The sequence below is a fragment of the Clostridium sp. genome, from assembly GCF_051650885.1.
Lineage (GTDB): Bacteria > Bacillota > Clostridia > Clostridiales > Clostridiaceae > Clostridium.
In genome coordinates this window covers 13,498-37,827 of record NZ_JBOFRG010000187.1, presented here as the reverse complement: position 1 = coordinate 37,827, position 24,330 = coordinate 13,498, and the positions used below count along the sequence as shown (strand labels likewise).

The window sequence follows — 24,330 nt, the reverse complement described above, 5'->3', positions numbered from 1 at the left end:
CAAAGAGATAGAAAATTCCTTTTTTAAACAGAACAAAATCAGCCATATTAATATAGCTGACCTTAATCTTTACTCTTGGTCTATTAAGCTATCAAGCTTTTTAATGGCTTCTTTTATTCCACCAACGCTATCTATAAGTCCGCATTCTACAGCTTGTTCTCCAATTAAAATAGTCCCCATATCATTTAAAAGGTCTCCTGTTTGTCTTAACAATTCTTCTAATTTTTTCTCTTTTATTTTTGATGTTCTTATTATAAATCCATTTATTCTTTCTTGCATCCTTTTAAAATATTCAAATGTTTGTGATACTCCAATTATAAATCCATTCATTCTAATTGGATGAACTATCATTGTTGCTGATGGTGTAATAAAGGAATATGTTGCTGATGTAGCAAGTGGCACACCTATTGAATGTCCTCCACCAATTACTATAGAAACTGTTGGTTTTGATATTGAATTTATCATTTCAGCTATCCCAAGTCCCGCCTCTACATCTCCTCCTACTGTATTTATTACAATTAGGATTCCTTTTACCTTTTTATTTTGTTCCATCTCTATAATCTGTGGAATAATATGTTCATATTTTGTTGCTTTTGTTTGTGCAGGTACTGCTACATGCCCCTCTATCTGCCCAATTATTGATAACACCCTTATTCTTTCATTGTTATCTACAACTCCTGTATTTCCAAGTTCCTTTATAGCCTCAACCTTTGCATTTTCTATCTTTGAATCTTCTATTACTTCTTTTTTTTCTTCTATCTTTTTTTTCATAAAAACACCTCCCGTACAAATTTATTTTGTACGAGAGTTATTTTTTTATACATTAATTATGCTAATTCAAAAGTTTTATGTAGGGCATTTATCGCCTTTTCTACATTTTTTGTATGAATAAGACACCAAATAGTCATATGTGAATCTGCTGTTTGTAATACTTCAATATTATTATCATTTAAGCCTTGAACTATTTTTGCAATTACACCTGGTATACCAGTCATTCTACTTCCAACTATAGCAAGTTGACTACATTCCTCTACTAATTCATATTTTAAACCTATAGAATGAAGGACTTTTTCTAGCTTTTCTTTTCTATCAGCACCTATAGTAAACACTTGTCTTTCTGGGAAAATGTTTATTAAATCTAAGCTAATATCATTTGCGGCTAAAAGCCCTAAAAGATTTCTATAATTTGAATTGTTTTTATTTTCATCAAATTGTATTTTTACTTGAATTCTATCATTTTGATGTGTAATTCCTGTAATAATCTTAGGATGCTTTATATCACCATTATTATTTATAAGAGTTCCTTCACAGTCACTCATTGTATTTTTTATTAATAATGGAATATTCCCTTTCATAGCCACATCAATTGCTCTAGGATGAATAACCTTAGCTCCATGGTCTGCTAATTGGAATACCTCATTATAGCTTATAACATTAATAAGAGATGCTTCTTCTACAATCCTTGGGTCTGCTGTCATTATTCCATCTACATCTGTATATATTTCAATTCTTTCAGCTTCTAACGCAACTCCAAGTATAGCACCACTTGTATCACTTCCACCTCTTCCAAGTGTTGTAAAATATCCATCTTCTGTCATACCTTGAAACCCTGTTACAACTGGTACTTTACCCTTAGCTAATAATTTTTTAATCTCTTCAGCATTTACTTTTATATGTTCTGCTTGAGTAAACTCATTATTTGTTATGATACCAGCTTGCCCACCTGTTAATGCTGTTGCATCTATCCCTGCATTGAATAATTCATTACACATTACAACCGAGCTTATAAATTCACCGCAACAAGTTAAAAGGTCTGTTGATTGTTTATTATACATTTTAAACTTATTGTCTATTAAAGAAAGTAATGTATCCGTTGCATAAGGTTCTCCTTTTCTTCCCATAGCCGATACAACAACTACTGGAGAAAAACCTTCATTTATAGCTTTTTTTACTTTTTCTATTACTTTCTCTCGTCTTTCTTTTGTTGATACAGATGTTCCACCAAATTTTTGAACAACTATTTTCACTTTAATTCCCCCTTTAATCTATACCTTTGCCCGCCTCATACTTCTTTCATCGGCATCAAGTATTATGGTTTTCGCCCCAACTTTTTGAACACAGTTCCAGTCAATTTCTAAAACTTCTCTAGCTCCACCAAAAAGACTAAACTTAGATGTTGCTACATCTATCAAGAGAAACTTTATATTCCCTTCATCATCTATAACAATGTCATTATTTTGAAGATAATCATACTTTTCTCCATCATTAATATTTATAAGTTCATACCTTTCAAGCTCACTTAGATATTTTATATTCTTTTCACCATGTATATACATAAATATACCTCCCTTTATTAATAAATACTATATGTATATTCATTCTCCAGGGAGATATTCTTAATTATATATCATGTTTTATTTTTTTTCTATTTATATATATTAGTTTTTAATTAAATATAATTGAATTTAATTCTTCTCTATCAATAGTTGGCCCTACATACGCAGTGTTCAAAGCCCCGTCTTTAAAGCAATACTCGATTACTTCATTAACATTTTCCATAGATATATTATCTATTTTTTCTATAACCTTTTCCTCTGTTCTTATCTCACCTCTAAATAGTAAAGATTTGGCATTGGCGAACATTTTTGAACTTGTGCTTTCCTGACCTAATATATATGTCCCTTTTATTTTTTCTTTATTTATCTTAAGCTCTTCTTCTGTTATTCCTTTTTGAACAAAGTTATCCATGCTTTCCTTTATAACTTCTAAGGCTTTTTTAGCTGAATTTTTATTTAAACCTAAGTATATATTCATACCTCCAGCACCTCTATATGAATCCATATATGAGTATATAGAGTAACATAACCCAAGTTCTTCACGAACCTTATTAAATAATATTGAAGATGCTCCACCACCTAGTATAGTATTTACTAAAACTAATGCATATGAATTTTTATGATTATAAGGAAGTCCTTTATATCCAATATTTATATGTAATTGCTCAATTTCCTTTTCTATACTTAAACTGCCTTCTTTTGCTTCAAACTTTTCATTATTCTCTTTAATTTCTTCTTTATTCTTCCATTCCCCAAAATATTTTGTAACTAAATCTTCTATCTCATTAAATTCTAACTTTCCACAAATAGATATTACTGAGTTTTTAGGTACATAACGTCTTTCTATGTAATCTACTATCTTTTCTCTTGTAAAACTCTTTACAGTTTCATGAGTTCCAAGTATTGGTCTTTCTAAAGAGGTATCTTTAAATGCTATGCTAGAATGTAAATCCTCTAAAACTTCCTCTGGTGAGTCAGTACTCATATTTATTTCTTCTAAAACAACACCTTTTTCTTTTTCAATTTCATCTTTATCAAATTTTGAATTTAAAATTATATCAGATAAAACATCTAATCCTGTTTCAATATGACTTCCTAACACCTTCACAAAATAACAAGTAGTTTCCTTTCCTGTAAAAGCATTTATTTGCCCACCTATGTTTTCAATGGCACTTGTTATTCCATTAAAGCTTCTTTTTTCTGTTCCCTTAAAGAACATATGCTCAATAAAATGACTTATTCCATTTATATCTTCTGTTTCATCTCTTGAGCCGTTTCTAACCATTACTCCAACACTTACAGAGTTTACTCCATCTATCTTTTCCATTACTATCTTTAATCCATTTTTTAGTTCTATAACTTTGTGCATAAACCTTCTCCTTCTTCAACTGTTACTTTAATTCATTATAACAAAAAAAAGGCAACATAATTGCCTTTTTATATATTAATCATTCTTTTCTTCAGAATTTTCTTCTAATGCGTCTTTTCTTGAAAGATTAACTCTTCCTTGGTTATCAATTTCAGTTACTTTAACTAAAATCTCATCTCCAACTGAAACAACATCTTCTACCTTGTTAACTCTTTCTTTAGCAAGTTTAGAAATGTGTACTAATCCTTCTTTTCCTGGTAAAATTTCTACGAAAGCTCCAAAAGTAGTTATTTTAGTAACTTTTCCTAAGTAGATTTCACCAACTTCAGCTTCTTTAGTTATACCTTCAATTATTTCGATTGCTTTGTTAACACCAGCATGATCTACAGATGATACAAATACAGTTCCATCTTCTTCAATGTCAATCTTAACTCCAGTATCTTCAATAATTTTGTTTATAACTTTTCCACCTGCTCCAATAACTTCTCTTATTTTATCAGGATTGATTTTTATAATTGATGTTTTTGGTGCATATAAAGAAACGTCAGCTCTTGGTGCTTCGATACATTCATTTATCTTTCCTAAGATAAACATTCTTGCATCTCTTGCATTTTTAATAGCAGTTTTTACTACATAGCTGCTTAATCCTTTAAGCTTAGTATCAACTTGAATTGAAGTTATTCCTTTTTCAGTACCTGCAACTTTAAAGTCCATGTCTCCAAAGAAATCTTCTATTCCTTGAATATCAGTTAAAACTTCTTCTTCTGATAAATCTGCTGAAGTTATAAGTCCCATTGCAATACCTGCAGCTGGTCTCTTAAGTGGTACACCAGCATCTAATAATGCAAGTGTTGATCCACAAACTGATGCTTGTGAAGTTGATCCATTTGAGCTTAATACTTCTGATACTAATCTGATTGAGTATGGGAATTCATCCATTGAAGGAATTAATGGCTCAAGTGCTCTTTCTGCAAGTGCTCCATGCCCTATTTCTCTTCTTCCTGGTCCTCTAAGAGGTCTAACTTCTCCTACGCTGTAAGCTGGGAAGTTATAGTGATGCATATATCTTTTTGATTCTGCTTCATCTATACCATCTAAAGTTTGAACTTCACTTACTGAACCTAAAGTTGCAACAGTCATAACTTGAGTTAATCCTCTTGTAAATAATCCTGTTCCATGAGTTCTTGGTAAAATTCCAACTTCACAATCAATCTTTCTTATTTGATCAAAAGATCTACCATCTGGTCTTCTTTTATCTTTAAGTAGCATATCTCTTACTACTTCTTTTTGCATATTATAAAGAATCTCTTTTATGTCTCCTGCTTTTCCTTCATGCTTTTCAGCAAATTCAGAATAAACTTTTTCGTTTACAGCTGACATAGCTTCATTTCTTTCATCTTTGTCGATGATGTACATAGCTTCTTTAACCATGTCACTTGCAAATGCTCTTACATCAGCTTCTACTTGTTCATCAACTTTATATAATTCTGGCGTTATTTTTTCTTTTCCAAATTTAGCTTGAGCTTCTTTTTGGAATTTTATTATATCTTGACATGCATCAAATCCGAAATCAATTGCTTTTATCATTGTATCTTCATCAATTTCATTTCCGCCTGCTTCTATCATCATAACCTTTTCTTCTGTTGCACAAACAGTAAGATCTAGTTCTGTAACTTTTCTTTCATCTGATGTTGGGTTTAATACGAATTTTCCATCTATAAGTCCAACTTGAACTCCTGCAACTGGAATTGTATAAGGTATGCTTGATAACAATAATGATGTTGATGCAGCATTTATTGCTAATATTTCAGGTATATTATCCTTCTCAACTGATACTACAGTACAAACAACTTGAACATCATTTCTATATCCTTTTGGGAATAATGGTCTTATTGTTCTATCAACAGCTCTTCCGTGTAGAATCGCTTTATCAGTAGGTCTTCCTTCTCTTTTTACAAATCCTCCTGGAATTTTACCAACAGAGTATAATCTTTCTTCATATTCAACACTTAGTGGAAAAAAGTCTATCCCTTCTCTTGGTTGTTCTGAGGCATTAACGTTATTTAGTATTACAGTGTCCCCATAACTGAAAAAAGTTGCCGCATTTGATAACATACCAAATCCACCAAACTGAACTTTCATTTCTCTTCCAGCTATAACTGTTTTTAATTCATTCCTCATAAAGGACCTCCCTTCGCCTTTAATTACAAATTTTTCTAATAATTTTAAAATAATAGAGCGGGAATGCCCGCTCTAAGATATTATCTTCTTAAACCTAATTTTTTGATTACAGCTCTGTATCTTTCGATATCTTGCTTAGCAACATAGTTTAAAAGACCTCTTCTTTGTCCAACCATCATTAAAAGACCTCTTCTTGAGTGGTGATCTTTCTTGTGAACTTTTAAGTGAGCTGTTAACTCGTTAATTCTTTCAGTTAATAATGCGATTTGAACTTCAGCACATCCTGTGTCTTTTTCGTTCTTACCAAATTCTTTAATTAATTCTAATTTTCTTGCCTTATCCATGTGTATCTACACCTCCGTATAATTATCCCCTTAATTCCAAGTAAAAAGATGGCACCTTTTAACATAGAACTAGGTTTACTTTGTAAGTATATCAAAAATAATTTATTTTGTAAACATAATTTATGTCTTAGAATAAATTCCCTTTTTTATAGCAAACTCTTTATCTTTTTCTAATCTTTTAACTAACTCATCTAATGAGTTAAACTTCTTCTCATCTCTTATTCTTTCCAAAAATAATAATTTTAAACTTTCACCATAGATTGTTTTGTTAAAATCGATAATATATGTTTCAATTGTTAGCTTTTCACCATTCACTGTAGGATTATTTCCAACAGATGTTATTCCCTTATATATCTTTTCTTTATATATTACATTTGTGTAATATACACCTTTTTTAGGAATTATATATTGCTTTTCTACTTTTAAATTGGCAGTTGGAAATCCTATTGTTCTACCAAGTTTTTTTCCTGAAACTACAATCCCTTCTAACATATATGGTTTATCTAACATCTCTTTTACTTCTACAACTTCACCATTTAACAATTCATTTCGAATTCTAGTACTGCTAACAACATCTTCATTATACATATATGGTTTTATTACTTTAACTAAGAAATTATATTTCTCACCAAGTTTTTGTAATAATTCTATATCACCTTTATTTTTAAATCCAAATCTGTAATTAAATCCTACAACTATTCCTTTGACATTGTATTCATCACATAATTTTTTAATAAACTCTTCTGGTAATAACTTCATTAGCTCTTCATCAAATTTTTCTAAAACAACTTTATCTATGCCTTTGTTTAATAATATTTCTTTTTTTTCAGTGTTTCCCATTAAATATTTGAATTTAAACCCTTTATTTATGACTTCTCTTGGGTGATTTGAAAAAGTAAATACCATACTTTTAGAATCATTTTCTTTTGCTAATTTTTTTATTTCACAAATAAGCTCTAGATGACCTTTATGAAGTCCATCAAAACTTCCAAGGGCTATATAATATCCTTTTTTCTCTTTCATCACTTTATTTCCCAAGTTTAAGATAGATGTTTCTCTATCTTAAATCCTTCCTCATCTTTTTTTCCAAGTCCTAAGAAATTTCCATCTCCATCATAAACCCTATATAGAACATTTTCTTGAACTTCTGATGTATAAAGTCTTTTATCATATACCTTTGCACCATTTTTTATAAGCTTTAAAAATTTATTATTTATAGTAACTTTTTCATAATCCTTTAAAGCTTCTTCAATAGAAATAATATGCTCACCTATATTTTCTTCAGTTAAATCTTCAATGTTTACACTTTCTTCTTCAGTAAAGTTTGATGTAGCATTTCTTTTTAACTTTGTCATAACAGCACCAACATTTAACTCTTCTCCAATATCATAGCAAAGACTTCTTATGTAAGTTCCTTTTGAACATTTTACCTTCATTTCTATTATAGGATTGTTTATCACAATATTTTCAATGTAATAGATAGTTATATCTCTACCTTCACGTTCTACTTCAATCCCTTTTCTAGCTAATTCATATAATCTAACTCCATTTTGTTTAAGAGCTGAGTACATAGGTGGTACTTGATTGTACCCTCCCTCAAACTTTGAAATAGCTTTTAATATTTCTTCTTCAGTTAAGTGGCTACAGGCTTTTTCTTCTAATACTTTTCCTTCTAAATCATAAGTATCAGTTTTCATTCCTAACTTAAACTGAACTGTATATACTTTTGGAGCTCTCATTATATAATCTATAATTTTTGTTCCTTTTCCTATACATACAGGAAGAACCCCACAAGCCTCTGGATCTAGAGTACCTGTGTGGCCCACTTTACCTGTTTTTGCAAGCTTTTTGATTTTTCTTACTACATCAAAAGAAGTCATTCCTGTGTTTTTAAAAACATTAATTACGCCTTCCATACTTCTAGCTCACTTTCAATTTTTTCTAAAAGGCTTTCTTTAGCATCTTCTAAATAAACACCTTTTTGCATAACACCTGATGCTTTTATGTGACCTCCGCCACCAAAACATTCAGCAACACGTCTAACGTCAAAATTATTTTTCGAACGTAAACTTGCCTTTGTTCCATCAGCTGTTTCTTTTAATAAAACTGCTACTTCTACACCTTTTACACTTAATAGATTTCCTATTACATCTGATGTATCTTCTTGCTCGCAGTCATATTTTTTAAGAACATCCTCTGATAATCCTACAACAATAACCTTATCTTGGAAATAAAGTCTTGCTGTTTCAAAAGCATATCCCATAAGGTTTAGCTTTTTCATTTTTCTATTATCAAAAAGATTTCTATAAATATCTGTATTATCTACTCCCACACTAATTAGCATACTTGCTATTTTGTGAGTTCTTTCTGTTACGTTAGAATGTCTAAACGAACCTGTATCTGTTACGATAGTTGTATATAGACATGTCCCTATCTTTTTCAAAATGTCTGTTTTTTCATTGAAGTTAATTGAAAGATTATTTAAAAGCTCAAATATAATTTCACCAGTTGATGCAGCTTTTGCATCTACATAGTTTAAGTTTCCATATTCGTCATTTGAAATGTGATGATCTACATTTATTAAAAATCCTTTATAAAAAGAAAGATCTGCAGAAATTCTTTCAAAATTTCCGCAATCTACTACAACTACTAAATCTGTTCCTTGCACAGGGCTTACAGTATTTCCATCAACTTCATTTCCAAGTGATAGAAACTCTAAGTTTTCTGCAATAACATCTTTAGATATTATATAAGCATCTTTCTTTAGGTATCTTAAACCATTTAGAAGTGCTAAAGCACTTCCCATTGCGTCTCCATCAGGAGACACATGGAAAGATATACCTATTTTTTTTGATTCTAGTATTTTCTTTGCTACATCTTTTAAAGACACTATTTTTTAGACCTTTCTATTAATGCATCAATTTTCATACCGTAATCTATAGATTCATCTAATTCAAATATAATTTGTGGTACTGCTCTTAATTTAACTCTTTTACCAACTTCTCTTCTTATGAAGCTACTAGCTCCTCTTAATGCTTTTAAATTTTCTTCTTTCTCTTCTTGACTAATGCAGAATATACTTACATATATTTTTGCAAAACTTAAATCTCTTGTAACTTCAACATCAGTTACAGAAATCATAGCTGTTAGTCTTGGGTCTTTAACTTCATTTTGAATTAGATTGCTAACTTCTTTTTTAACTTCTTCGTTTATTCTTCCACCTCTATAGTTAGCCATTTATCTTCACCTCTATTTTTAAATTAAAGTTCTTTTCTTTCAATTGCTTCTATAGCATAAGCTTCAATAAGGTCTCCCTCTTTCATGTCGTTAAACTTCTCTAAGCTTAATCCACACTCATATCCACTCTTAACTTCTTTTACATCGTCTTTAAATCTTTTTAATGATGATAAAGTTGTTTCGAATATTACTATTCCATCTCTTATGATTCTAACTTCACCATTTCTTACTAATTTACCATCAGTTACATAACATCCTGCAATTGTTCCAACGCTTGATATTTTGTAAGTTTCTCTGATTTCAGCTGTTCCTAATATAACTTCTTTATATTCAGGCTCAAGCATTCCTATCATAGCTGATTTAACATCTTCTATTGCATCATAGATGATTCTGTAAGTTTTAACTTCAACACCATCTCTATCAGATGCCATTAAAGCATTTCCATCAGGTCTTACGTTAAATCCAATAACTATTGCATTTGAAGCTGATGCAAGTGTTATATCAGTTTCAGTTATAGCTCCAACTCCACCGTGGATAACTCTAACTTTAACATCATCAGTTGATAATTTTTCAAGTGATTGTCTTATAGCTTCAACAGAACCTTGAACGTCTGCTTTAACTATTATACCAAGCTCTTTAACAGTTCCTTCTTTGATTTGGTTATATAAACCTTCAAGAGAAACTCTGTGGCTTGATGCAAAATTTTCATTCTTAATTTTATTTTTTCTTTTTTCAGCCATATTTCTTGCTGTTTTTTCATCTTCAACTTCGTTGAATCTGTCTCCAGCTGCTGGTACTTCTGAAAGTCCTAAAACCTCTACAGGGATTGATGGTCCTGCTGATTTTATTTTCTTTCCTGTATCATCAAACATAGCTCTTATTCTACCATATGTTGTTCCAACTAAAATTGAATCTCCAACATTTAAAGTTCCTGTTTGAACAAGTAAACTTGCAACTGGTCCTCTTCCTTTATCAAGCTTAGCTTCTACAACTGTTCCGTTTGCATTTCTGTTAGGGTTAGCTTTAAGCTCTAACATTTCTGCAGTTAAAAGTACCATTTCTAGTACATTTTCGATACCAATTCCTTGCTTAGCTGAAACAGGAACACATATTGTATCTCCACCCCAGTCTTCTGCAACTAATCCATATTCAGTTAATTCTTGCTTAACTTTATCTATGTTTGCACCATCTTTATCAATTTTGTTTATAGCTACAATCATAGGAACATTTGCAGCTTTACAGTGACTTATAGCTTCTTTAGTTTGTGGCATGATTCCGTCATCAGCTGCAACAACTAATATAACTATATCAGTAATTTGTGCTCCTCTAGCTCTCATTGATGTGAAAGCTTCATGTCCTGGAGTATCTAAGAATGTTATTTCTTCGCCTTTTAATGTTACAGTGTACGCACCTATATGTTGAGTGATTCCACCTGCTTCTGATTCAGTAACCTTTTCTTTTCTTATAGCATCTAAAAGAGAAGTTTTACCATGGTCAACGTGTCCCATTACAGTTACGATTGGTGGTCTTTTTTCTAATGTTTCTTCTTCATCTTCTATGATAAGATCATCTAATTCATCATTTCTTTCGATCTTTTCAGCTATGATTTCAAACTTTTCACAAACTTTTTTAGCAGTTTCAAAGTCGATTTCTTGGTTCATTCCAGCCATAACGCCACAGAACATAAGCTCTTTTATAAGCTCTGCATATGGTTTTTTGATTTTTTCTGCTAAATCTTTAACCATTATAGTTTCGTTTATTTCAATTACTTCTAAACTATTTGCAGCAGCAAGTGCAGCAGCCTCTGCTTCCATTTGCTTTCTAGTTTTCTTTTTCTTTCTATTTCCTTTATTAACTTCCTCAGCTAATATATCTTCGTATTCATCTACTAAAGTTTTCTTAATGATGTCTTCTCCACCCTCTGCAATAAGCTCTTTTATAAGCTCTGCATCTTCTTCTTCGATAATACTCATGTGGTTTTTCGCTACAACGTTAAACTCTTTTTTTAACAACTCAATTAAATCAACTGAACTTACGCCAAGTTCCTTTGCTAATTCATATACTTTAATTTTTGACATACAGTCACCCCCGGTTAAATTTTTACATTTTCGGATCCTCCTTGTAAAGACTTAATAATTTATTTGCCATATTCTTATCTTTTATAGCTAATATTTTTATCTCTTCTTTACCTATAGAAGCTCCTAATTCTTCTTTATTAAAATCTTCAATATACGGTATTTTCTTTTCCTCGCAGTGTTTTAAAAACTTTTTCTTAGATGATTCTGATGCATCTTTTGAAATTATAAAAAGCTTTAGTCTTGCTCTGTTTCTTTGCTCATCACATTTACTATAACCTTCTATTAAATTACCTGATCTTTTTACAAGCCCTAAAAAATTGAAAAACTTATTCATCATTCATTTCTTCCCTTAGTCTATTATAAATCTCTTCACCAATTTGAACATCTAAATTTCTACTTAATCGTCTCGTTTTATAAGCCTTATTTAAGCAGTCTTCTGATTTGCATACATATGCTCCTCTTCCAGGTTTTTTTCCTACAAGATCAACTGAAACTTCACCCTCTTTAGACTTTACAACTCGTATAAGTTCTTTTTTAGGCTTCATTTCTGAGCATCCTGTGCACATTCTCAAAGGTATCTTTTTAATTTTCATAAAAATCACCCCTCACTTCAATTATTCTTCAATCTCTAAGATTTCATCAATAATTTCATTTACAACTTCTTCTTCTATTTCTTCAGCTATTTCCTCAGCGATTTCTACTCTTTCAGCTTCACTTTGGCTTTTGCTTTTTATATCTATTTTCCAGTTAGTTAACTTAGCTGCAAGTCTAACATTTTGACCTTCTTTACCTATTGCTAAAGAAAGTTGGTTATCATCAACAACTACTTCTGCTGATTTAGTTTCTTCATTTGCAACTACGCTTATAACTTTTGCAGGACTTAATGAGTTTGATATAAATTCAGCTGGATCCTTGCTCCATTTGATTATATCAATTTTTTCATTTTTAAGTTCGTTAACAACAGCTTGAACTCTGATTCCTTTTGGTCCTACACATGCTCCCATTGGATCTATTTCTTCGTCATTTGAGAATACTGCTATTTTACTTCTTGAACCAGCTTCTCTTGAGATACTCTTAATTTCTACTATTCCTTCTTGTATTTCAGGAACTTCTAATTCAAATAATCTCTTAACTAATCCTGGATGTGTTCTTGAAACGTGAACTTGTGGTCCTTTTGGAGTTGATTTAACTTCAACTATATATAGTTTTAACTTTTCGTTGAATCTATATTCTTCACCTTTCATTTGCTCATTTGGTCCTATAACACCTTCGATTTTACCAAGATTTACAAAAACTAAACCTTTATCTTTTCTTATTATAGTTCCTGTGATTATATCAAATTCAAGCTCTTTATATTCTTGGAATATAATGCTTCTTTCTGATTCTTTTATTCTTTGAGTTACCATTTGTTTTGCATGTTGTGCTGCAACTCTTCCAAAGTTCTTTGGAGTAACTTCAATTTCAACAATATCATCTACTTCAAATCTTGGATTTATTTCTTTTGCTTCTTCAAGGCTTATTTCTGTTATATCATCAAATATTTCATCAACAACAACCTTTTGTGCAAATACTTTTATTTCCCCATTATCCTTGTTTATTCTAACCTTAACATTTTGTGCATTTGTGTATTGGTTTGAATAGTTTTTCTTATAAGCAGATACCATTGCATCTTCAATTGTTGCAAATAATAGATCCTTGCTTATTCCTTTTTGTTTAGTTATCTCTTCAAGAGCTACTATAAACTCTTCATTCATCGTAATTTCCTCCTCTTATAGCTCCCCTTGTATGTTCGCTGATTTTATTTTTTCTTTTGGAATGTTTATAGTAACATCCCCCTCTATAATTATATCATTTTCATTTAATTCTTTTAAAATCCCTGTGATATGTTTTATTCCATCTATGGCACCTGTAAATTTAACAAATACTTTTTTATCTAAAGCATTTTTAAAATGTTCTTCTTTAAATAAGCCTCTGTCAATCCCTGGTGATGATACTTCTAAATAATATGATTTATCAATAGGGTCTTCTGCATCTATAACATCACTTATCTGTCTTGATACAGCTTCACAATCAGTTAACTTTATTCCTTCTTCGCTGTCAATATAAACTCTTAAATAGTTTTCTCCATCTTCACGAACAAATTCTACATGATATAATTCATACCCTAATTCATTTGTAACCGGTAAAAATAATTCTTCTAACTTTTCCATTAAAGCATCCTTTTTCATCTGTTAACCTCCTTTTAAATATTCAATTTTTTATATTATTCCCTAAAAGTACTATTTTAATTAATAAACGCAACTAAAATAAGTTGCGTTTATTAAACAGAAAGAGCGGGATAAATACTTTCCCACTCCTTCCATACTTCCGTGCAATAATCTTTTCTGTATAAGCATAACATAAATCCTTTTTCAATTCAAGTTTTTATTTTTCTGCCTGGCTTTTCATATTTTTTACTATGATTTATTTTTAATAACTATTTTAAAATAATGAAAGCTGATTTGTTTCTGGAACTCCTTCTAAGCAACCATGGTTACTTAAAGTTTCTATATTTGTTTTTGTTATTTTTGCTCTAAGTCTTAAATCTTCTTTTGATATAAACTCTCCATCTTTTCTCGCTTCAACTATTGCTTCTGCTGCATTTGCACCAACACCTTGAAGTGCACTTATAGGAGGTCTTATTACTCCTTTTTCTTCAATTACAAATTTAACTGCTTCTGATTTATAAAGGTCTACCTTTAAGAATTTAAGTCCTCTTTTGCTCATTTCATAACAAAGTTCTAATGATGTTATCATCCCTTTATCTTTTACTGTTGCAGCATTTCCAATTGCATATAACTCTTCTAGCTTTGCTGTAATTGCACTTTCTCCTTTTGAAATAAGCTCTGCATCAAATTCATCAGCTCTTACTGTAAAGAATGTTGAATAATAAGCTTCTGGATAATAAACCTTATAATAAGCTATTCTAACTGCCATCATAACATAGGCTACTGCATGCCCTTTTGGGAACATGTATTTTATTCTTTTACAAGATTCAATATACCATTCCGGAACATCATTTTCTTTCATTAATGCTTCATCATCTTCACTTAATCCTTTTCCTTTTCTTACTTTCTCCATTATAGTAAATGCAGTCTTAGGTGGTAAGCCTCTATACATTAAGTAAACCATAATATCATCTCTAGTTGATATACAATCTTTTAGTGTAGTATACCCTTCCTTTATAAAGTACTGTGCATTGTTAAGCCAAACGTCAGTACCATGTGAAAGACCAGATATCCTTACTAAGTCTGCAAAAGTCTTTGGTTGTGTATCTATAAGCATCTGTCTTACGAATTTAGTTCCAAACTCAGGAAGTCCATAACTTCCAACTTCTCCAAATATCTCACTACCTATCTTTTCTTTTTCTATTCCAATTCCTTTTCCACTTGTGAAAAGACTAATTACTCTTTCATCATTTAATGGAATAGTTTTAGGATCAAGTCCTGTTAAATCCTGTAGCATTCTTAATACAGTAGGGTCGTCGTGCCCTAGTATATCTAGCTTTAGAAGTCTACCACTTATAGAGTGATAATCAAAGTGTGTTGTTATAAAATCTGCTGAGTTATCATCTGCTGGATATTGTATTGGTGTAAAGTTAAATATTTCATTATCACTTGGTACAACCATGATTCCTCCTGGATGTTGCCCTGTAGTTCTTTTTATTCCTGTACATCCAAGAGTAAGCCTTTCTATCTCAGCATTTGAGGCTCTTATCCCTCTTTCATCTAAATATTTTCTTACATATCCATAAGCTGTTTTTTCTGCAACTGTTCCTATAGTTCCTGCCTTAAAGACAAATCCTTTTCCAAAGAGAACTTCTGTATATTTATGAATATCTGCTTGGTTGTCTCCTGAGAAGTTAAGGTCAATATCTGGCTCTTTATCTCCTTCAAATCCAAGGAAGGTTTCAAACGGTATATCATGCCCATCTTTTATATAAACACTTCCACATTCAGGACAGTTTTTATCTTCTAAATCTGCTCCTGAGCTTATTGATCCATCTAAGAAAAACTCAGAATTTTTACAATTAGGGCATACATAATGTGGTGGAAGCCCATTAACCTCAGTTATATCAGACATTGTTGCTACAAAGGATGATCCAACCGATCCCCTTGATCCAACTAAATAACCATCCTTTAATGATTTTGCAACTAATTTTTGAGCAATAAGATAAAGTACGGCATATCCATTGTTTATGATAGAGTTTAACTCTTTATCTAATCTTTTTTGTATAACCTCTGGTAAATCATCTCCATATATATTATGAACTTTAGTTAAAACCATATTTCTGATTTCATCTTCTGCTCCTTCTATCTTAGGTGGATAAGTTTCATCTGGTATTGGCTTAACATCCTCTACTTCATCTGCTATTTCATTAGGTGCTTTAATTACAACTTCTCTTGCTTCGCTACTACCTAAATAACTAAATTCTCTTAGCATTTCATCTGTAGTCTTATAATATAATGGTGGTTGGTCATCTGCATCTTTAAATCCTTTTCCCGCCATTATTATTTTTCTAAAATCACTATCATGAGGCTCTAAGAAATGAACATCTCCTGTTGCAACGACTCTCTTACCTAATTTTTTTCCTAAATTATATATCTTTCTATTTATTTCTCTTAATTCATCATTATCTTTAACATTACCTTTATCTATAAGGAATTTATTATTACCTAAAGGTTGTATCTCTAAATAATCATAAAATTCTGCTATCTTTTCAATTTCTTCATCACTTTTACCTGATAAAACTGCCTTGTATACTTCCCCCGCTTCACAAGCTGAGCCAATTATAAGTCCATCTCTCATAGACTGAAGTTTACTTTTTTTAGTTCTTGCACTTCTAAAGAAATTATCTACATGTGCTTCTGATACTAATTTATAAAGATCTTTTATCCCATCTTGATTTTTTGCAAGTATTATTATGTGTGATGTAGGTTGTTTCTTTATATCAAAGTTTTCTAAAAATCTTTCATTTAAAGTTTTAAGTGTAGTTATTTCTAGCTCCTCTTCCATCTTTTTAAAGCAAACTAAAAGAATATCGCATGTAGCTTTTGCATCATCTACTGCTCTATGGTGATTTTCTAATGATATTCCTAAATGTTTAGCTACAATATTCAGTTTTACCTTTTTAAGCTCTGGGTATAAAAATCTAGCTAGCGGTACTGTATCAAGCACTGTAAAATCATATTCTAAATTTTGAAGCCTACAATTATGTTTTATAAAGGATTTATCAAAAGGTGCATTATGTGCTACTAATACACTTCCTTTGCAGAAATCTAAAAAGCTTGGAAGAATTTCTTCTATAGTTTTTGCTCCTTCAACCATAGTATCAGTTATACCTGTAAGCTCTGTAATTTTATATGGTATATTTCTTTCTGGATATACAAATTCACTAAATCTATCTATAATTTTCCCATCTTTAATTTTCACTGCTCCAATTTCGATTATTTTATCATTTTTAGGTGAGAATCCTGTTGTTTCTAAGTCAAATATTACATATTCACTATTTAAATCCTGTCCTTTTTCATTTAAAACAACTGGCACTCCATCATCTACTAAGTAACCTTCTACTCCATAAATAATCTTTATCTTGTTTTTCTTTGCAGCACTTTGTGCATCTGGGAAAGATTGAACTCCTCCATGGTCTGTTATTGCAATTGCCTTATGTCCCCACTTAGCAGCCCTTTCTACAAGTTTTCCAACTGATGTCATTCCATCCATTGTACTCATAGCTGTATGAAGGTGAAGCTCAACTCTCTTTTCATCTGCTCCATCCATTCTTTCTATCTTTTTCATTCTTACTATATCACGACCCATTATAACTACTTCTCTAGCATATGTGTCGTAAACAGCTTCTCCACGAACCTTGCAGTAAAGTCCTTTTTTAACATTGTCTAAAACTTCTTCTTTTTCTTTTTCCTTTAAGAAGCATTTTACAGTTATAGAACTTGTGTAATCAGTAATATAGAATGTTAAGATAGTTTTTCCTGTTCTTGTTTCAATAGTTTCAGTTTTGAATACTTCCCCAAGTATAGCTACATAACCTGATGTTTCATCTATTTCATCTATTGTTATAGGCTCATCTTTTATTCCTCTTCCTAAAATACTATTTTCATCCTTAGGTTCACGTCTATAACTTTCCTTATTGTATGTACTTTTTTGCTTAGGTTTATCTTCTTTCTTAGCTTCTCTTTGCTCTCCATTTGAATGACTTAAACCTCTATTTTTAACTGCATCTTGCATTATTTTTAAGTATTCTTCTTTTTTAGCATCTTCGTATTCTTTATCCTCTAAATTTTCATTATACTTTATTTCCACTAAAGGATTTATTCCAAATATATCGTTTATTTTTCTTGTTATTTCTTTTCCTACATTCTTTCTTTTTGCATGGTCTACTATCATTTCACAACCATACTCAATAATAACTTTTCCTTCTTCTACTTTTCTATTTTTAGAATAAAGCATTGCCGTTGCAAGTGGCACTTTTTTGCCTATTTCCATTACTATATCCATCCAATGCTCTTTTATAATATCTTCTAAAGGCATCCCTTCAACGTCTTTAAATATTTGAAGTTCTATTTTAAAATTCTTTCCTATTCTACTTTCTATCAATCTTACTATATAGTTTTCTTCTTCTTCTGTAAGTGATACCTTTGTTTTTAATATTACTTTTAAAACTCCACTCTTCTTAAAAAATTGAAATCTTTTTAAAGATAATTCCTTGTCCTCTAAGGTTTCATTTTTATTTATTTCTTTATTTAATAATTTTATAAAGTCTTCTCCCACACTTATCCCTCCTCCTTAAAAATTTTAGTCCTCAAAAATAAATTTTGAGGACTTTCTTTTAAATTCACTATTTCTATAAAGATTCTATTTCTTTTAATAGTTCTTCTACTAATTCTTCTTCTTTTACTTTTTTAATTATTTCGCCTTTTTTAAAGATTATTCCAACACCTTTTCCACCAGCAATTCCAATATCTGCTTCTCTAGCTTCTCCAGGTCCATTTACAACACATCCCATAACAGCAACCTTTATTTTCTTTTTAGAACCTTTAAGTCTTCTTTCAACTTCTTCTGCAATTTCAATAAGCTTTATTTCTGTTCTTCCACATGTAGGACATGAAATAAATTGTATTCCATTTTCATAAAGTCCAAGTGCTTGAAGTAATTCTTTAGCAACTTCAATTTCATCTATAGGGTCTGATGTTAATGATACTCTTATAGTATCCCCTATCCCTTCTGCTAAAAGGGTTCCTATTCCTACACTTGATTTTATTGTTCCTTTAAATTTAGTTCCTGATTCTGTTACTCCTAAATGAAGAGGATAATTTACCTTTTCACTCATAAGTCTGTATGCTTCTATCATCATTCTTACATCTGATGATTTTATTGAAATAATTATATCATAAAATTCTAAGTCCTCTAATATTTTAACATGTCTTAACGCACTTTCCACTAGTCCTTTAGCAGTAGGCTTTCCATCTCTTTCTAAAATATCCTTTTCTAAAGAACCTGAGTTTACTCCTATTCTTATAGGAATATTCTTTTCTTTAGCCTTAGTAACTACTTCTTTAACTCTATCTATACTTCCAATATTACCTGGATTTATTCTTAATTTAGAAATTCCATTTTCTATTACTTTAAGAGCTAATCTATAATCAAAATGTATATCTGCAACTATTGGTGCTGGAGATTTTAAAACTATTTCTTTTATAGCTTCAGCAGCTTCCATATCTGGAACTGCACATCTTACCATTTGACATCCTTCATTTACTAATTTATTTATTTGCTCTAAAGTTTTCTCTACATCTCTTGTATCTGTATTTGTCATAGATTGAATTACAACTGGATTATCTCCTCCAACCTTTAATTTATCTATTTGTACTACTCTTGTTTTCTTTCTTTCCATTTTTTTCTCCTTATAATCCTATAGGAAATATTATATCTTTAATGGTTACTAATACCATTAGTACCATAAGCATAATAAACCCTACTGCATTTATTACATTTTCAACCTTTGTTGGTACTTTTATCTTTGTTATCATCTCAAATAAATAGATAAGGAATCTTCCACCGTCTAAGGCTGGTACTGGAAGTGAATTTATAACTGCTAAGTTTATACTTAAAAATGCTGTTAGATTTAAAAGTGGCCATATTCCCATTTTAGCAGCTTCTCCAGTCATTTTTATTATTGTAACTGGTCCTCCAACATCTTTAGTTATTGAGCCTTGCCCTGTTACAAGCATTTTAAGCCCTCTAAATGTTTGCTTTATTACACTTACACTTTCTATCGCTCCATGCTTAAGACTTTCTGTTATACTTGGGTTTTTTACATAATCAAAGCCTACTCCAATTAAGTAACGTCCTTCAACTTCTTTTGGTGTTAAATTTACACTAAAATCTTTTCCATCTCTATCTATTAAAAGATTAACACTTTTTCCTTCAGCCATTCCTACTTCTGCTGTTACATCAGTAGTTGCAATTACCTTGCTTCCATTTATCTCTTTTATAACATCACCAGGTTTTATTCCAGCTTCCATTGCAGGACTTCCTTTAGTTATTTCTCCAATTTTTGTAGTTGCATATCCAAAATGACTTCCCATTGCCGCAAATATAATAACAGCTAGCATTACATTCATAAAAACTCCTGCTGCTATTACTAATATCTTTTGAATTGGCTTTTTGCTATTAAGAGTTCCTTCTAAATCTACATCTTCCTCTTCATCACCAAGTTCTCCCGCCATTTGGACATATCCCCCAATTGGAAGTATCCCTAATGAATATTTTGTATCATTTTTAGTTATAGTAAATAGTTTTGGTCCCATCCCAATAGAAAACTCAACTACATTTACTCCATTTATCTTAGCTAATATAAAGTGTCCTAGCTCATGAACTATTATTAATGAACTAAAAGCTAGTATCGCATAAATTACATACAATCCCTTCTCCTCCTAAAAATTATTTCTTACATACTCTTTTACTTCTCTATCTAATTCTATAATATTTTCAATAGTTAAAGCTTCATCTATTCTAGATGAATATTTTTCTATAGCTTTTTCTATAATATTTCCTATATCTAAAAACTTAATTTTCTCTTCTAAAAATAGTGCTACTGCCTCTTCATTTGCACCATTTAATATGGTAGGCATAAGCCCTCCTCTTTTTCCTACTTCAAATGCTAATTTTAAGCATTTAAAAGTTTCCATGTCTGGTTTTTCAAAAGTTAAATTACACATTTCATAGAAATCTATTTCTTTAGCAATTTCTTCTTTTCTATCAGGATAATTTAAAGCATATTGTATAGGTAATCTCATATCTGGTGAACCTATTTGTGCCATTACACTATTATCCTTATATTCTACCATTGAATGTATCATACTTTGAGGATGTACTACAACCTTTATATTTTCATAATCACAGTTAAATAAAAAGTGTGCTTCTATAACCTCAAGCCCTTTATTCATAAGGCTTGCAGAATCAATTGTTATCTTTCTTCCCATACTCCAGTTTGGATGATTTAAGGCATCTTTTAAAGTAACTTTCTCCAAGTCTTTTAAAGTTCTTCCTCTAAAAGGTCCACCTGATGCAGTTAATAAAATATTTTTCACTTCACCCTCTTTATTTCCTCTAAGTGCTTGGAAAATTGCACTATGTTCTGAATCTACTGGTAATATTTTAACACCATTTTCCTTAGCTTCCTTCATAACAATTTCTCCTGCTACTACAAGAGTTTCTTTGTTAGCTAATGCAATATCTTTTTTAGCTCTTATAGCTTCTATAGTTGGTCTAAGCCCTATCATCCCAACTACAGATGTTACCACTATATTTATTTCTTCTAGAGTTGCAATTTTTATAAGTCCTTCAATTCCGCTATATACCTCAATCTCTAAAGAGTTTTCTTTTATATATTCTTGAATTTCTTTTGAAGAATTTTTATCCATCATTCCCACATATTTAGGTTTGAATTCCTTTATTATCTCTTTCATTTTTTCCACAGAAGTATTTGCAGTTACCCCTACAACTTGTATATCCTTGCTTTTTCTTGCTACATCTAATGTTTGTATTCCAATAGATCCTGTAACACCTAATATTGATATGTTTTTCATCTATATTCCTCCACCCTTTGTTAATCTTCACTTATTATATCCAATAATGTCATACAAAATATAGGTCCAATAAATATTCCTATAAATCCAAAAACTTTTACACCTACATAAATTGATAAAAAAGATAATAATGGATGTATATTAAATTTATTGCTTACTAATTTTGCTTCTAATATTTCTCTTACAATTTGTATAAGTAAATAAAGACATATTAATCCAAATGCAATTAAATATTTTTTTACAATAATATTGTATATTATTATTGGTATAAATACAATTATAGTTCCAACATAAGGTAAAATATCCAAAAGTCCACATACCACTCCAAGCAACACAGAATTTTCTATTCTTAAAATTTTAAAGCCTAAAATTATTATAGTTGTTGATATCATTAACAATAAAAATTGTATTTTCAATACATTTCTTAAATTCATTATTATTCTCGTAATTCTTTTATTTATTTTATATGGAATCAACTCTCTTATCTTTTTTCTTATTTTTTCTTTATCACTTAAAACAAAAAAAGCACAAATATTCCCTACAAAATATGCCATTACATTATCTCCTGTAGATTCCGCACCAATTTTTATATAATTAAAATCCAACATACTACTTACATTTTTCATTATGTTTATTTCTCCTATAATCCCCTCCACGAAGACTTCAGATTGAATTAAAAAGCTTTTTATTTCTTCTATATTATTTCTTATAGCTTCACTTATTTCGCTATACAAAGCATTCCATAAGTAAAATAACATAAATACAACAACTGCATTTAAAAATAAAATTGTTATACCAGCACAAAGTTTTTTATACCTTAGTTTCCTTCGTAAAAATTTATTTATAGGATTTCCTAAAAAATATAAAACTAAAATCCATATAAAAGGTTTAAAATAGTTGTCCACTAAAAATATAAATAAGATTATTCCAAATCCCCAAATTAGGATTTCTTTTATTTTTTCTAAATTTAATGTTTTCATAAAAATTCCTCCACATAAGTATTTATATGCAGAAAAAAAAGCCTTATGAAGAAGTATTCTTCAAAGACTTTATTTTTATCTAACTATAAACGTTAAATAATAAAACACTATTAATCCAGAAAATAAAATACTGTCAAATCTATCTAGTATTCCACCATGCCCTGGTATAAGCTTGCTATAATCTTTTATTCCTACATATCTTTTTACAGATGATGCAACTAAATCTCCAAATTGACTAAACACTCCACATAATGCTCCTATAATAAAGAAATTATAAAGTGGCATTATATAAATATTAAATCCAAAGAATAAAACTATTCCAAATAATCCACATACTATTGTAGCCCCAATAGCTCCACCTACTGAACCTTCAATAGTTTTCTTTGGACTAACCTTTGGACATAATTTATGTTTACCAAATAGTTTTCCTGAATAGTAAGCTGCTGTATCTGTTACCCAAGAACCGATAAATATAAGCCATACAAGAAATTCTCCTCCACTCTTTATACTTACTAAGTAAATAAATGAGAATAATATTCCTACATAAAGAAAACCTAAAATAGTAATTCCTACATCAATAAAAGTATACTTTAAATTTATAACTGGCAACATTAATAAAATAAAAGTTATAAAGATTAATGCATACATAGTAAGGGATAAATCATTATTGGTTAAATAATAAATTACCACTAAAAGATATCCTGCTATTGGGAAGGGGTTAAAATTCTTCGCCTTTAACGCATTATAAAATTCATGTAATCCTATTAGAGATAATACTACTGTTAGTCCTTCTAAATATATCCCACCTAAGAATATAAATATTATAAATGGTGCAATAATAAGAGCTCCTAAATATCTATTATCTTTCACTTAAAAATCACCTCTTTTATTTTTTTATTCCTCCAAATCTTCTATCACGCCCTTGGAAGTCATAAATTGCTTGATGAAGATCTTTTTCTTTAAAATCTGGCCAACATATATTAGAATACCAGAATTCTGAGTAAGCACATTGCCATAATAGAAAATTGCTTAATCTTTGTTCTCCTGATGGTCTAATAATAATATCTGGGTCTGGAACCCCTTTTGTATATAAATAATTCTCAAACATATCTTCATTTATATCTGAAACTTTTATTTTCCCACTTTGTATTTCTTCTGCTATCTCTTTAATACCTCTAACTATTTCATTTCTTCCTCCATAATTAAGAGCAATATTCATAGTTATTCCTGTATTATTTTTAGTTTTTTCGATAGACTTTTCTATTTCTTCCACACACTCCTTAGGTAACATATCTATGTCTCCTAAGACATTTATTCTAACTCCATTTTTATGTAGTTCATTTATTTCTTGTCTTAAATATTGAACTAAAAGTTTCATTAATGCGCCAACTTCTTCTTTTGGTCTTTTCCAATTTTCAGTTGAGAACGCATAAAGTGTCATATATTTTATTCCTAATCTATCTGCTTCTTTTAACACTCTTCTTATTGTTTCTACACCAGCTTTATGGCCCATAGTTCTTGGAAGTTTTCTTTTTTTTGCCCATCTTCCATTACCATCCATAATTATAGCAATATGCTGTGGTATATTTTCCATATCTATACTTATATCTTCTTCTGTCCCTTTAATTTTTTCACCTTTAAAGAATTTTATCATATC

22 protein-coding genes are annotated in these 24,330 nt (G+C 30.3%); all 22 read right to left on the bottom strand.

What is annotated here, in order from left to right:
* Positions 1-69: 69 nt before the first annotated feature.
* Positions 70-771, bottom strand: a complete 702-nt coding sequence (locus tag ACRC28_RS09270; RefSeq protein ID WP_438543164.1) for a ClpP family protease — start codon at positions 769-771, stop codon at positions 70-72.
* A gap of 56 nt (positions 772-827) precedes the next feature.
* The gene (gene dapG, locus ACRC28_RS09265) at positions 828-2,027 is read right to left on the bottom strand and encodes an aspartate kinase (RefSeq protein ID WP_438543163.1); all 1,200 of its coding nucleotides are present in this window, start codon (positions 2,025-2,027) and stop codon (positions 828-830) included.
* A gap of 18 nt (positions 2,028-2,045) precedes the next feature.
* Positions 2,046-2,336, bottom strand: a complete 291-nt coding sequence (locus tag ACRC28_RS09260) for a YlmC/YmxH family sporulation protein (protein ID WP_438543162.1) — start codon at positions 2,334-2,336, stop codon at positions 2,046-2,048.
* Positions 2,337-2,445: 109 nt separating this feature from the next.
* Positions 2,446-3,705: a M16 family metallopeptidase gene (locus tag ACRC28_RS09255; protein ID WP_438543161.1), complete on the bottom strand. Its 1,260-nt coding sequence runs from the start codon at positions 3,703-3,705 to the stop codon at positions 2,446-2,448.
* Between the two features lie 75 nt (positions 3,706-3,780).
* Positions 3,781-5,886: a polyribonucleotide nucleotidyltransferase gene (locus tag ACRC28_RS09250; RefSeq protein WP_438543160.1), complete on the bottom strand. Its 2,106-nt coding sequence runs from the start codon at positions 5,884-5,886 to the stop codon at positions 3,781-3,783.
* An 80-nt stretch (positions 5,887-5,966) separates the two neighbouring features.
* Entirely contained in the window at positions 5,967-6,230 is a 264-nt protein-coding gene (gene rpsO, locus ACRC28_RS09245; RefSeq protein ID WP_438543159.1) for a 30S ribosomal protein S15, read from the bottom strand.
* Positions 6,231-6,350: 120 nt separating this feature from the next.
* Positions 6,351-7,253, bottom strand: coding sequence for a bifunctional riboflavin kinase/FAD synthetase (locus tag ACRC28_RS09240; protein WP_438543158.1), 903 nt, complete (start codon positions 7,251-7,253; stop codon positions 6,351-6,353).
* A 17-nt stretch (positions 7,254-7,270) separates the two neighbouring features.
* Positions 7,271-8,146 (bottom strand): tRNA pseudouridine(55) synthase TruB, encoded by an 876-nt coding sequence (truB, locus tag ACRC28_RS09235; protein ID WP_438543157.1) that lies wholly within the window; start codon positions 8,144-8,146, stop codon positions 7,271-7,273.
* The gene (locus ACRC28_RS09230) at positions 8,134-9,120 is read right to left on the bottom strand and encodes a DHH family phosphoesterase (protein ID WP_438543156.1); all 987 of its coding nucleotides are present in this window, start codon (positions 9,118-9,120) and stop codon (positions 8,134-8,136) included. Before ACRC28_RS09230 ends, truB begins: the two co-directional genes overlap by 13 nt.
* Complete coding sequence (gene rbfA / locus ACRC28_RS09225) at positions 9,120-9,467, bottom strand: 30S ribosome-binding factor RbfA (RefSeq protein WP_438543155.1); 348 nt, start codon at positions 9,465-9,467, stop codon at positions 9,120-9,122. The genes ACRC28_RS09230 and rbfA overlap by 1 nt, the downstream gene beginning before the upstream one ends.
* A gap of 23 nt (positions 9,468-9,490) precedes the next feature.
* On the bottom strand, positions 9,491-11,545 hold the full coding sequence (gene infB / locus ACRC28_RS09220) for a translation initiation factor IF-2 (protein WP_438543154.1): 2,055 nt from the start codon (positions 11,543-11,545) through the stop codon (positions 9,491-9,493).
* Between the two features lie 22 nt (positions 11,546-11,567).
* Positions 11,568-11,879, bottom strand: a complete 312-nt coding sequence (locus ACRC28_RS09215) for a ribosomal L7Ae/L30e/S12e/Gadd45 family protein (RefSeq protein ID WP_438543188.1) — start codon at positions 11,877-11,879, stop codon at positions 11,568-11,570.
* Entirely contained in the window at positions 11,872-12,138 is a 267-nt protein-coding gene (rnpM, locus tag ACRC28_RS09210) for an RNase P modulator RnpM (RefSeq protein ID WP_438543153.1), read from the bottom strand. Before rnpM ends, ACRC28_RS09215 begins: the two co-directional genes overlap by 8 nt.
* Positions 12,139-12,159: 21 nt before the next feature.
* The gene (nusA, locus tag ACRC28_RS09205; protein ID WP_438543152.1) at positions 12,160-13,299 is read right to left on the bottom strand and encodes a transcription termination factor NusA; all 1,140 of its coding nucleotides are present in this window, start codon (positions 13,297-13,299) and stop codon (positions 12,160-12,162) included.
* Between the two features lie 15 nt (positions 13,300-13,314).
* Entirely contained in the window at positions 13,315-13,773 is a 459-nt protein-coding gene (gene rimP / locus ACRC28_RS09200; protein ID WP_438543151.1) for a ribosome maturation factor RimP, read from the bottom strand.
* Positions 13,774-14,026: 253 nt separating this feature from the next.
* Complete coding sequence (locus ACRC28_RS09195) at positions 14,027-18,373, bottom strand: PolC-type DNA polymerase III (RefSeq protein ID WP_438543150.1); 4,347 nt, start codon at positions 18,371-18,373, stop codon at positions 14,027-14,029.
* 73 nt (positions 18,374-18,446) lie between these two features.
* Positions 18,447-19,496 (bottom strand): flavodoxin-dependent (E)-4-hydroxy-3-methylbut-2-enyl-diphosphate synthase, encoded by a 1,050-nt coding sequence (gene ispG, locus ACRC28_RS09190; protein WP_438543149.1) that lies wholly within the window; start codon positions 19,494-19,496, stop codon positions 18,447-18,449.
* A gap of 10 nt (positions 19,497-19,506) precedes the next feature.
* A complete protein-coding gene (gene rseP, locus ACRC28_RS09185; protein ID WP_438543148.1) occupies positions 19,507-20,526 on the bottom strand; it encodes an RIP metalloprotease RseP in 1,020 nt (339 codons plus the stop codon).
* Between the two features lie 12 nt (positions 20,527-20,538).
* Positions 20,539-21,693: a 1-deoxy-D-xylulose-5-phosphate reductoisomerase gene (gene dxr, locus ACRC28_RS09180; protein ID WP_438543147.1), complete on the bottom strand. Its 1,155-nt coding sequence runs from the start codon at positions 21,691-21,693 to the stop codon at positions 20,539-20,541.
* 20 nt (positions 21,694-21,713) lie between these two features.
* Entirely contained in the window at positions 21,714-22,673 is a 960-nt protein-coding gene (locus ACRC28_RS09175; protein ID WP_438543146.1) for an AI-2E family transporter, read from the bottom strand.
* 75 nt (positions 22,674-22,748) lie between these two features.
* Positions 22,749-23,543, bottom strand: a complete 795-nt coding sequence (locus tag ACRC28_RS09170; protein WP_438543145.1) for a phosphatidate cytidylyltransferase — start codon at positions 23,541-23,543, stop codon at positions 22,749-22,751.
* Between the two features lie 16 nt (positions 23,544-23,559).
* Complete coding sequence (locus tag ACRC28_RS09165; protein WP_438543144.1) at positions 23,560-24,327, bottom strand: isoprenyl transferase; 768 nt, start codon at positions 24,325-24,327, stop codon at positions 23,560-23,562.
* Positions 24,328-24,330 lie beyond the last annotated feature (3 nt).

Bases quoted from the DNA above. Each gene is read 5' to 3' on its own strand.
- infB (WP_438543154.1), bottom strand. From the start codon at position 11,545: ATGTCAAAAATTAAAGTATATGAATTAGCAAAGGAACTTGGCGTAAGT.
- ACRC28_RS09260 (WP_438543162.1), bottom strand. From the start codon at position 2,336: ATGTATATACATGGTGAAAAGAATATAAAATATCTAAGTGAGCTTGAA.
- ACRC28_RS09215 (WP_438543188.1), bottom strand. From the start codon at position 11,879: ATGAATAAGTTTTTCAATTTTTTAGGGCTTGTAAAAAGATCAGGTAAT.
- ACRC28_RS09250 (WP_438543160.1), bottom strand. From the start codon at position 5,886: ATGAGGAATGAATTAAAAACAGTTATAGCTGGAAGAGAAATGAAAGTT.
- ACRC28_RS09270 (WP_438543164.1), bottom strand. From the start codon at position 771: ATGAAAAAAAAGATAGAAGAAAAAAAAGAAGTAATAGAAGATTCAAAG.
- truB (WP_438543157.1), bottom strand. From the start codon at position 8,146: ATGGAAGGCGTAATTAATGTTTTTAAAAACACAGGAATGACTTCTTTT.
- ACRC28_RS09240 (WP_438543158.1), bottom strand. From the start codon at position 7,253: ATGAAAGAGAAAAAAGGATATTATATAGCCCTTGGAAGTTTTGATGGA.
- rbfA (WP_438543155.1), bottom strand. From the start codon at position 9,467: ATGGCTAACTATAGAGGTGGAAGAATAAACGAAGAAGTTAAAAAAGAA.
- rnpM (WP_438543153.1), bottom strand. From the start codon at position 12,138: ATGAAAATTAAAAAGATACCTTTGAGAATGTGCACAGGATGCTCAGAA.
- rpsO (WP_438543159.1), bottom strand. From the start codon at position 6,230: ATGGATAAGGCAAGAAAATTAGAATTAATTAAAGAATTTGGTAAGAAC.
- rimP (WP_438543151.1), bottom strand. From the start codon at position 13,773: ATGAAAAAGGATGCTTTAATGGAAAAGTTAGAAGAATTATTTTTACCG.
- ispG (WP_438543149.1), bottom strand. From the start codon at position 19,496: ATGGAAAGAAAGAAAACAAGAGTAGTACAAATAGATAAATTAAAGGTT.
- ACRC28_RS09175 (WP_438543146.1), bottom strand. From the start codon at position 22,673: ATGAAAACATTAAATTTAGAAAAAATAAAAGAAATCCTAATTTGGGGA.
- ACRC28_RS09165 (WP_438543144.1), bottom strand. From the start codon at position 24,327: ATGATAAAATTCTTTAAAGGTGAAAAAATTAAAGGGACAGAAGAAGAT.
- nusA (WP_438543152.1), bottom strand. From the start codon at position 13,299: ATGAATGAAGAGTTTATAGTAGCTCTTGAAGAGATAACTAAACAAAAA.
- dxr (WP_438543147.1), bottom strand. From the start codon at position 21,693: ATGAAAAACATATCAATATTAGGTGTTACAGGATCTATTGGAATACAA.
- ACRC28_RS09255 (WP_438543161.1), bottom strand. From the start codon at position 3,705: ATGCACAAAGTTATAGAACTAAAAAATGGATTAAAGATAGTAATGGAA.